Annotated in this window: 5 protein-coding genes; all 5 read left to right on the plus strand. The window is 63.2% G+C overall.

Annotated elements, in window-relative coordinates; genetic code table 11:
- Window positions 1–300: 300 nt before the first annotated feature.
- Window positions 301–2,853 carry a bifunctional lysylphosphatidylglycerol flippase/synthetase MprF gene (mprF, locus tag PQR40_RS27970; RefSeq protein WP_408340423.1) on the plus strand — a complete coding sequence of 851 codons (2,553 nt, stop codon included), beginning with the start codon at window positions 301–303 and terminating at the stop codon, window positions 2,851–2,853.
- Window positions 2,850–4,115, plus strand: a complete 1,266-nt coding sequence (locus PQR40_RS27975; RefSeq protein ID WP_408394419.1) for a virulence factor family protein — start codon at window positions 2,850–2,852, stop codon at window positions 4,113–4,115. Before mprF ends, PQR40_RS27975 begins: the two co-directional genes overlap by 4 nt.
- 343 nt (window positions 4,116–4,458) lie before the next feature.
- The gene (locus PQR40_RS27980) at window positions 4,459–6,081 is read left to right on the plus strand and encodes an amino acid adenylation domain-containing protein (protein WP_408510283.1); all 1,623 of its coding nucleotides are present in this window, start codon (window positions 4,459–4,461) and stop codon (window positions 6,079–6,081) included.
- 174 nt (window positions 6,082–6,255) lie between these two features.
- Window positions 6,256–6,516 (plus strand): acyl carrier protein, encoded by a 261-nt coding sequence (locus tag PQR40_RS27985; RefSeq protein WP_408394423.1) that lies wholly within the window; start codon window positions 6,256–6,258, stop codon window positions 6,514–6,516.
- Window positions 6,500–8,356: a serine aminopeptidase domain-containing protein gene (locus PQR40_RS27990; RefSeq protein ID WP_408510284.1), complete on the plus strand. Its 1,857-nt coding sequence runs from the start codon at window positions 6,500–6,502 to the stop codon at window positions 8,354–8,356. The genes PQR40_RS27985 and PQR40_RS27990 overlap by 17 nt, the downstream gene beginning before the upstream one ends.
- Window positions 8,357–8,810 lie beyond the last annotated feature (454 nt).

Consider the following 8,810-nt stretch of genomic DNA (forward strand, 5'->3'; position numbering starts at 1 on the left):
CGCAGCGGTCCTCATCAGCGCGGCAAGTCAATCGGCAATATCGACCGTTTTATCGACGCATATTGCTCTGCCACGTCACGAAGCGCGTTCCACTTCAACTGCCGGCCTAGGTTAAAACCCGACAAATTGATTGGCCTTCGCTAACACTGTCAACCTTTTTTACGCTTTGCCGTTATCCATTTGTAATCGCCGAAGCAAGGCGACGCCGTGGCAGACGACCCGTCGCCGCGACAGCTCTACGCAAGGCCTGCATTGACCATGTTCCACCGCTATAACAATAAATTCGACCTGCTAGGCGCGATGTTCGACCGTGCATCGAAGACACTTGGCAAGCGAAGCGTCCTCTCGCCCGTGCTCGCGCTCGTCATTTGCGGGCTGTTGCTGGTCGTCTTGCAACATCTCTCGCAAGCGGTCGACTATCGCTCGGTCATGCGCCAACTGCGTCACCTGACGGGGGGCGAGTGGGCCGCGGCGCTCGGTGCGACTGCGCTCAGCTATATCGCGCTGATCGGCCGCGACGCTGTCGGCTTGCGCTACCTGGGCGCTGCGGTGCCGCGCGCGGCGCTGTGGATCGGCGCGACCGCAGGCTCGGCGCTCGGCAATGCGACCGGCTTCGGCGCGCTGACGGGCGGCGCCGTGCGCGCACGCGTGTACGGGGTGTCGAACGTGTCACCCGCACAGATCGGCCGCATGACCGTGTTCACGAGCGTTTCGCTGGCGCTCGCGCTGGTGCTGATGACGGCGTTCGGCATGGTGTGCCTCGCCGACCGTCTTGCGACGATGCTGCATCTCGCGCCGCCCACGTTGCGTTGGAGCGGCGCGGCGCTGCTCGTCGCGCTCGGACTCGCGGCGGCCGCCTGCCGTCGCGACACGCGCCCGATCCGCGCGCGCTGGCAGTGGCTGTCGTTCGATATTCCGGCGCGTCGCGACCTGGTCGCGCAAGTGGCTCTCGCCGTGCTCGACGTGGTGGCTGCGGGCCTCGCGTTGTGGGCGCTGCTGCCGCATGCGGACGTCGGTTTCGTGACCTTCATCACCGTCTATGCCGCCGCGATGCTGCTCGGCATGATCGGCCACACGCCGGGTGGCGTCGGCGTGTTCGAAGCAGCGATGGTGTTCACGCTGAACGGCAGCGTGCAAACGCATCAGATGGTCGCGGCGCTGCTCGCCTATCGCGCGATTTACTTCGGCGTCCCGCTGATCGTCTCGGCGGCACTGCTCGCCGGCTTCGAAGGCCGCGCGCTGAGAAGCCGTTTGCCGCTGCGTCATGCGGCGGGCGCGTATAAACTCGCGCCGCTGTTTCTGAGCCTCGTCACCTTCGTGGTCGGCGGCATGCTGGTGATTTCCAGCGCGACGCCGGCGTTCTGGCAACGCATTCTGATTCTGCGCGACGTGCTGCCGCTATGGGTGCTCGAGAGCTCGCAGATGTTGTGCAGCGTGCTCGGCGTGTTGCTGTTGTTCGTCGCGCGCGGTTTGCTGCGGCGTCTGGATGCCGCGTGGTGGGTGACCTTGCTGCTGGCGGTGTTGAGCCTCGCGCTCTCGCTGACCAAAGGTCTTGCGTTCGTGGAAGCAGGCGTGCTCGGTACGCTGATCGCGTTGCTGCTGTCCACGCGTCGCCGTTTCAACCGTCATTCGTCGCTGTTCGCCGAGCGCTTTACGGCGGGCTGGCTGGTGTCGGTGGCAATGGTGCTGATGCTGGCCGTGTGGGTCATGCTGTTTGCGTTCCGCGACGTACCGTATACGCAAGACCTGTGGTGGCAATTCGCTTTCGACGAACGCGCGCCGCGTGCGCTGCGCGCGACGCTGGCCGCCAGTCTGTTCGCCGCCACGTTCTCTTTCTGGCAGTTGCTGCGCCCGGCGGCGGGGCGATTCGTCATGCCCCCTGCCCAGGATCTGCAGGACGCGGCGCGCATCGTGCGCGCCCAGGAGCGTAGCGACGCCGGTCTCGCACTGATGGGTGACAAGAGCTTTCTGTTTTCCGCGTCGCGTCAAGCCTTCCTGATGTACGCGAAAAATGGCCGCACGTGGGCCGCGCTTCACGATCCGGTCGGTCCGCGCGAGGAGTGGGCCGGCTTGATCAGCAAGTTCGTCGCGCTCGCGCATGCGCATGGCGGCCGTGCGGCGTTCTATCAGGTGCGCGCCAACGCGTTGCCGCTCTATCTGGACGCCGGCCTCACGTTGATGAAGCTCGGCGAAGAAGCGCACGTGGTGCTCGACGATTTCGACCTGAAGGGCTCGCATCGCGCGCATCTTCGCTATGCGCTCAAGCGTGGCGAGCGTGACGGCTTTACCGTCGAAGTGATCGATCAGGCCGATGTGCCGGCGTCGCTCGAAACGCTGCGCGAGATTTCCGACGGCTGGCTCGATAGCCGCGACGCGCGCGAAAAGAGCTTTTCGGTGGCCGCGTTTACCGACGAGTACCTTGCGGCACAATCCGTGATGCTGGTGCGCCAGAACGGCGAACCGGCCGCTTTTGTGACTTTCATGACGACCGATATGAATACCGAAGCGACGGTCGGGGTGATGCGGCACGTGGAAAGCGCGTCGCCGTATGCGATGGAATATCTGTTCACCCAACTGGCGTTGCATCTGAAGCAGGCGGGTTTCCGCTCGCTGAGTCTCGGCATCGCGCCGCTCTCCGGCATGCAGTCGACGCCACTCGCGTCGCGCTGGCATCGGCTGGCGGGGATCGTGTGGCGCTTCGGCGGCCGCTTTTATAACTTCCGCGGACTGCGCGCTTTCAAGAGCAAGTTCCAGCCGCATTGGGAGCCGCGCTATCTCGCGGCGTCGGGTTCGGTGGGCGTGTTCTTCACGCTCGCGGACCTGTCATTGCTGGCAGGAGGCCGGCGTTCATGACATTGCATCCGTTTTTCAAGCTCGCCGCAGTGGCGAGCCTCGTTGTTTGCAGCGTGGCCGCCTTTGCCGCAACCACCACCGTGCCCGGCGGCCGTTATGGCGACGTGACGGTGACGCAACCGGCCGGCCCCTTGCGCGGCTTCGTGGTGCTTTACTCGCCGGCCACCGGCTGGAGCGCCGCCGACCAGCAAACCGCCGATGCGCTCGCGAGAGCCGGCGCGTTGACCGTCGGTGTGGATACGGCGCGCTATGCGGCCAACCTGAGCGCGAAAAAAGAAACCTGCCATCAACTGGTGGGCGATGCTGAAGCCTTGAGTCATCAACTCGAACGGCAATCACAGTCGAGCCGCTATTTCGCGCCGATCGTCGCCGGTACGGGGCAGGGCGCAACGCTCGCAATGCGTGTGCTTGAACAGGCGCCGTCGAATACGGTTGCCGGCGCGGTCTCGGTGGATGCCGAGCGCAATCTGGATCCGCGCTTTCAACCGTGCCCGCCGGACCCGACGATCATTCGCGACAAGGTGCCGGGCTTCGTCGAAAAGACGACGCCTGGCAACGGCGATCGCACGCGACTCGTTGCCATGATCACGCCGCATTTGCAAACGGCGTCGACGAACGATGACGACGTCTCCGATCTGCCGCTGATCGAATTGCCGGCGGCGCATCCGAACGGCCTCATGGCGATCGTGATTTCCGGCGACGGCGGCTGGCGCGATCTCGACAAGACCATCTCTCTCGCCTTGCAGAAAGACGGCATCTCGGTGATCGGCGTGGATAGCCTGCGCTATTTCTGGAGCGAGAAGACGCCGGCGCAGACGAGCCGCGATCTGGCGCGCATTATGCAAACCTACGGGGCGCGCTGGCATGCGGAACACATTGCGCTCGTCGGCTATTCGTTTGGCGCCGACGTGATGCCGTTCGCTTATAACCGGCTGCCTGACGCGCTGCGCGCGAAAGTGTCGCTGATTGCGCTGCTCGGCTTCGCGCCGGATGCCGATTTCCAGATCCGCGTGGGTGGCTGGCTCGGTATGCCGGCGAGCGATAAAGCCTTGAAGGTGCAGCCGGAATTGACGCGCATACCGCCCGCGATCGTGCAATGCTTCTACGGTGGGAACGAGAAAGACACCCTGTGTCCGGCGCTCACCAACACCGGCATCACGGTGATTCGCACGTCGGGCGATCATCACTTCGGCGGCGATTACAACGCGCTGGAGCGCCGCATTCTGGACGCCTTCAGGAAGCAAAGCGGCGTGCGTGATTAGAGCATCTGTTTGAAGCGCGTCGCCGGAGCCGCGGCGCGCCTGCCCTGCATACCCTCATTCGTCTGTTGAGAGCGGTATCGCACATATACCGGCCCTGCCGGATTCTATGATTCTTACGAAGCCCTGGATGACAGTGTTCTTACGCAAAATTGTGTGAGAACACTGCTACTCCTCGGTGTCGTCCGCGGATCTTTCTTGAAACTCTTCTGCTGCAACGCAGCGCGCCACCGGGTAGCTCTGCTGCCTCGCGGCGTGCTTTCGGCATGACCGGCAGTTGCTCTCGCGCTTGTTCGGGTTAGCCGATGCGCGCGCCGGTTTAGTGCCCAATGGACCGAGGCTGTCAATGCTGGACTCCTTCTTCTTCGATACTGCCGCGAGCGAGCCGGATAGTCCTGCGCTATGGGTCGATGAACGCCTCTATGACTACGGTGAGATTGCATCGCGGGCGCGCCGGATTGCAGCCGGGTTGGCAGATGCAATGCCGGCCGGCCGGCCCGGGCGCTGCCTGCTGTTCGCGCATCGCAGCGTGGCCGCCTACGCCGGCCTGTTGGGGATCCTGAAGGCTGGTTTCGCTTACGTGCCGCTCAATCCCAATGTGCCCGCCGCGCGCATTGCGGCCGTGATCGAGCAGTCGGGCGCGCCGCTGCTGCTGGTCGATCGGCGTTGCACGGCGTTGCTCGAAGAAGCGTTGTCGCTGCTCGACGACTGCCCACGGATTTTGCTGCTCGATGAGGCAGGCGGTGAAGGCGTGCAAGACGCTGAAAATGCTCAGCGCACGCGCGCGGCTTCAGTCTCTGCCGCCGGTGACCAGGTCGGGCTCCATCCGGAATCATCCGTCACAGAAGCCCCGGCATTACGCGCGTCGCACGATCTGGCCTACATTCTCTTCACGTCCGGTTCGACCGGTGCACCCAAAGGCGTACCGATCTCGCACGCCAACGCGGACGCTTACGTGACAGGACAACTGCAATTGCTGGGCAGCGTGCATCGCGCGCGCTACGTGCAATTGTGCGAGCTCACCTTCGATCCGTCGGTACACGACATGTTCGTGTGCTGGGCAAACGGCGGATGTCTGTACGTGCCGAAGACCGTCGAGCCGATCTACAACGCGGCGTTCATTCAGGAACACGCGATCACGCACTGGAGCAGCGTGCCTTCGGCGGCCGGCTTCATGCAGCAGTTTCGCAAACTGGGGTCGAACGAATTTCCGAGCGTGCGTGTCACCCAGTTCGGCGGCGAGCCGCTGCCGCGTTTGCTGGTACAGGCGTGGTTGCGCGCCGCGCCGAACAGCCGGGTGTTGAATATGTACGGACCAACCGAAACCACGGTGGCCTGTGCTGCTTTCGAAGTCACGCCAGAATTTGCCGACGATCCGCAGCATGCGGTCATGCCACTCGGGGGCGCATTGCCGGGGATGGAACTCTTGATCGTCGACGCCGCGCTCGCGCCGGTCGCGTCCGGCGAAAGCGGCGAACTGCTGATCGGCGGCCCTCAGTTGGCCGAGGGTTATCTGTCGCCGGACGAAGCGGGCAATCGCCACTTCGTTTCCATGGCCTATCCGGGCCATACCTCGCAGCGCTGGTATCGAAGCTCGGACGCCGCACGCGAAGTGCCCGGGCAGGGCATCGTGTTTCAAGGGCGGCTGGACACGCAGATCAAGATTCGTGGCAATCGGATCGAGCTCGAAGAAGTCGAGCATGTTGTGCAGGCATGCAGCCATGCGGCGCTCTGCGCGGTGATCGCCTGGCCCGTCGACGATGCGGGCCGTGCCGGTGGCCTGATTGCCTTCGTGACCAACGCGCAAGGCAGCGCGCTGCACGTTCTGCAGGCGTGCCGTCAGCGATTGCCCGTGTATGCAGTACCACAGCGAATCGTGATGCTCGAAGCGTTGCCGCTCAATGTGAACGGCAAGATCGACAGGAAGGCGCTCGCCGAATGCTGTGCAGGCAGCAATGCGATCGCCTGATTTTCGTAGACAAGCATGATCTGTATAACGAAATATTATTTTAAAGTGCCGACGATTTTCTCGCGTTAGCGTTTGTTCCAGACCAGGTTATTGATGATGGCGCATCCGCGTGCGCTCTTGATGAATCGATGCATTGATGCTGTAGCCAAAAAATTCAGATTTTCGGGGTATCAAATGAAAACATACGTGCGCAGCATTCTTCAAGAGGCCGCCTGTCTCGACGTACCCGTCAACTCGCTGGGTGATCACGACGATCTCTATGCGGCAGGTTTGTCGTCGCTCGGCTCGGTTCGCGTCATGATGGCCATCGAAGAACAACTCGCCATCGAAATTCCAGCCGCGCAGATTACCCACGAACTGTTTCAGAGCATCGAATCTCTCGCGCGCACGATTGCGCACCTCGTGCCGGAGGAATCGCTTGCGCCGCGAATTTGAAGCGGCGTTGCAGCGACCGATCATGACGAATCCGTCCACCATGACGCCGGTAACGTTCAACGGTTGTTTCGGATGGCTGCACCGACCGGCCGGCGCTCAGGCGGAAATGGGTGTGGTGCTATGCAATCCGTTCGGCTACGAAGCACTGTGCACCTATCGTGGCTGGCGGGAATTTGCCGAGGCGCTCGCTGCGCGCGGTACGCCCACGCTGCGCTTCGACTACCCTGGCACGGGCGATTCGAGCGGTAGCGAGGAAGACCCGCAGCGCTTGCGCGTGTGGCTCGACAGCATCAAGGCGGCCGCAGCGTGGCTGCGCGCCGAAACCGGTGTGACGCGGCTGAGCCTATGTGGGCTCCGCCTGGGCGCTACGCTCGCGGCGTTGGCCGCCGAAGAGTTAGGCGACGTCGAGAATCTCGTGCTGCTCATGCCGCTGAGTTCGGGCAAGAACTACATCCGCGAGTTGGAAATTCAGCATCAAAGCTGGCTCAGTGCGCAAAAAGCGCTCGGGGTCAGCCTCGATGCCGAGGCCGCGGAAACGATCGGTGCGCACGGCTTCCGTCTCTATCCGGACTCGCTCGAGATGCTCGCGAAGGTCGACCTCGAACAGAGCATGCAATGTCCCGCGCGGCGTGTGCTGCTGCACGATCTGAGCGAAAGTGCGCGTCTGAAGCGGCTGGCCAGGCATTATCAGGCTCAGGGCGCTCAGATTGGCCTGCAGATTTTCAGCGAGTACAGCAGGTTTCTGCTCGATCCCAGCTATAGCGAGCCGCCGGCCGAGGCGTTTGGCAGTGTGCTCGAATGGTTGGGCGCAAGGGCAGCCATGGCGACGGGGCCGGCGGTGGAACTGCTGGGCTGCGCAGCGGCGGCGCGGATCGAGTTCGCGCACGGTCATGAGGTGCCCGTCGTGTTCGATGATGGGTGCTACGCAGGGGTGTTCTGTCAGCCATTGCGCGCGCTTGAAGGGGCGCCGGCGGTACTGTTCGTCAACACGGGCGGCGTGCACCGGATCGGCGACGGCCGCTTCACGGTGCTGATGGCGCGGCATCTCGCGGCCCAGGGCATCGCATCGCTGCGCATGGACCTTAGCGGTCTCGGCGATAGTCTGCGTCGCGACGAAGCGCTGACGCTCGATAGGGTGTACGCCCAATATGCCGTCTCGGATGCCCGCTCGGGCGTCGACTGGCTGGCGGGGGCCGGTTATCCGAAAACCGTCATGTTCGGCGTTTGCACGGGTGCGTATGTCAGCATTCATACGGCGCTCACCCATCCCGGCGTGGTGGGTTGCGCCGCCGTCAATCCACCACTGTTCGTGTGGGGTGGGGCGCGGACGCGGCCCGGCGCGCAGCACGTGGCGTCGAGTGTCGTCTACCGGCGTGCAATGCGCAATCCACGCAAATGGCTGCGGCTGTTGACCGGGCAGGTGAACGGCCGCGCGATCACTGCCGAACTCACGCGTCGTCTATGCGCGCGTATCACTGCGCGCGCCAGCACGGCGGTCGAACGGCTTTTCGGGCAGTCGACGCCAGGGGGCGCCGTCCGCAGAATCGCGCTGGAACTCGAGCGCAAGGGAGTGCAAACCTCGCTGATGTACGGTCCGCTCGACGAGGGGTTGGACGAGCTGGAGATTCATTTCGGACCGAACGGCAGTCAGCTTGGCAAGCTGAGGAACATCACCGCGAAGGTGGTCGGCAAGGTGGATCACGCGCTCTTTTCCCGCGCTGCCCGTGATGCGGTGATGGCACAGTTCGACGTGTTTCTGCGCGAAAGAGTGCTGAGTCCGCGGCGTGAAACCGTCGCGCCGAATCCCGGTTTGCGGGTCGCGGAAGTGCCGCAACCATGAGTTTGCGGCTCCCTTCGCGGCTCCTTTTTTACCGCTGGGGTCGCTACACCGTTTGCTGCAGCGGTTAGCCATACCCCGAGATATCGCCGAGCCACGCGGCTCACTGGCGGCGTTGCCCGATGTAACGAACAGGGATTGACAAAGGCCGCCAAGTCAACGATGATCAAACGCATGAACTGCCTCGACATCCGTATTGCGCTGATTATTAGCACCATTCATCGAATGGTGGGTTAGCGCGCGTCTGATAGCAGCGACATCAACCCGCCCCACGAGGCGGGTTTTTTTATGTCCGCTTTCTGCCTGCCTCCTGGTGATCTCTCTCTGTTGATTTGCCCTTGCCGCACAGGAGCTTGCCTTGTCGTTACACGAACTCAATCAGGTTGCGGAACCCGCAGACAGCGTGGCGTTGCGCCACGACTACCTGAAGAAAATCCTGACCGCGCGCGTCTACGAT

It is taken from the genome of Paraburkholderia sediminicola, from assembly GCF_046026855.1.
Lineage (GTDB): Bacteria > Pseudomonadota > Gammaproteobacteria > Burkholderiales > Burkholderiaceae > Paraburkholderia > Paraburkholderia sediminicola_A.

Bases quoted from the DNA above. Each gene is read 5' to 3' on its own strand.
- mprF (WP_408340423.1), top strand. From the start codon at position 301: ATGTTCGACCGTGCATCGAAGACACTTGGCAAGCGAAGCGTCCTCTCG.
- PQR40_RS27975 (WP_408394419.1), top strand. From the start codon at position 2,850: ATGACATTGCATCCGTTTTTCAAGCTCGCCGCAGTGGCGAGCCTCGTT.
- PQR40_RS27980 (WP_408510283.1), top strand. From the start codon at position 4,459: ATGCTGGACTCCTTCTTCTTCGATACTGCCGCGAGCGAGCCGGATAGT.
- PQR40_RS27985 (WP_408394423.1), top strand. From the start codon at position 6,256: ATGAAAACATACGTGCGCAGCATTCTTCAAGAGGCCGCCTGTCTCGAC.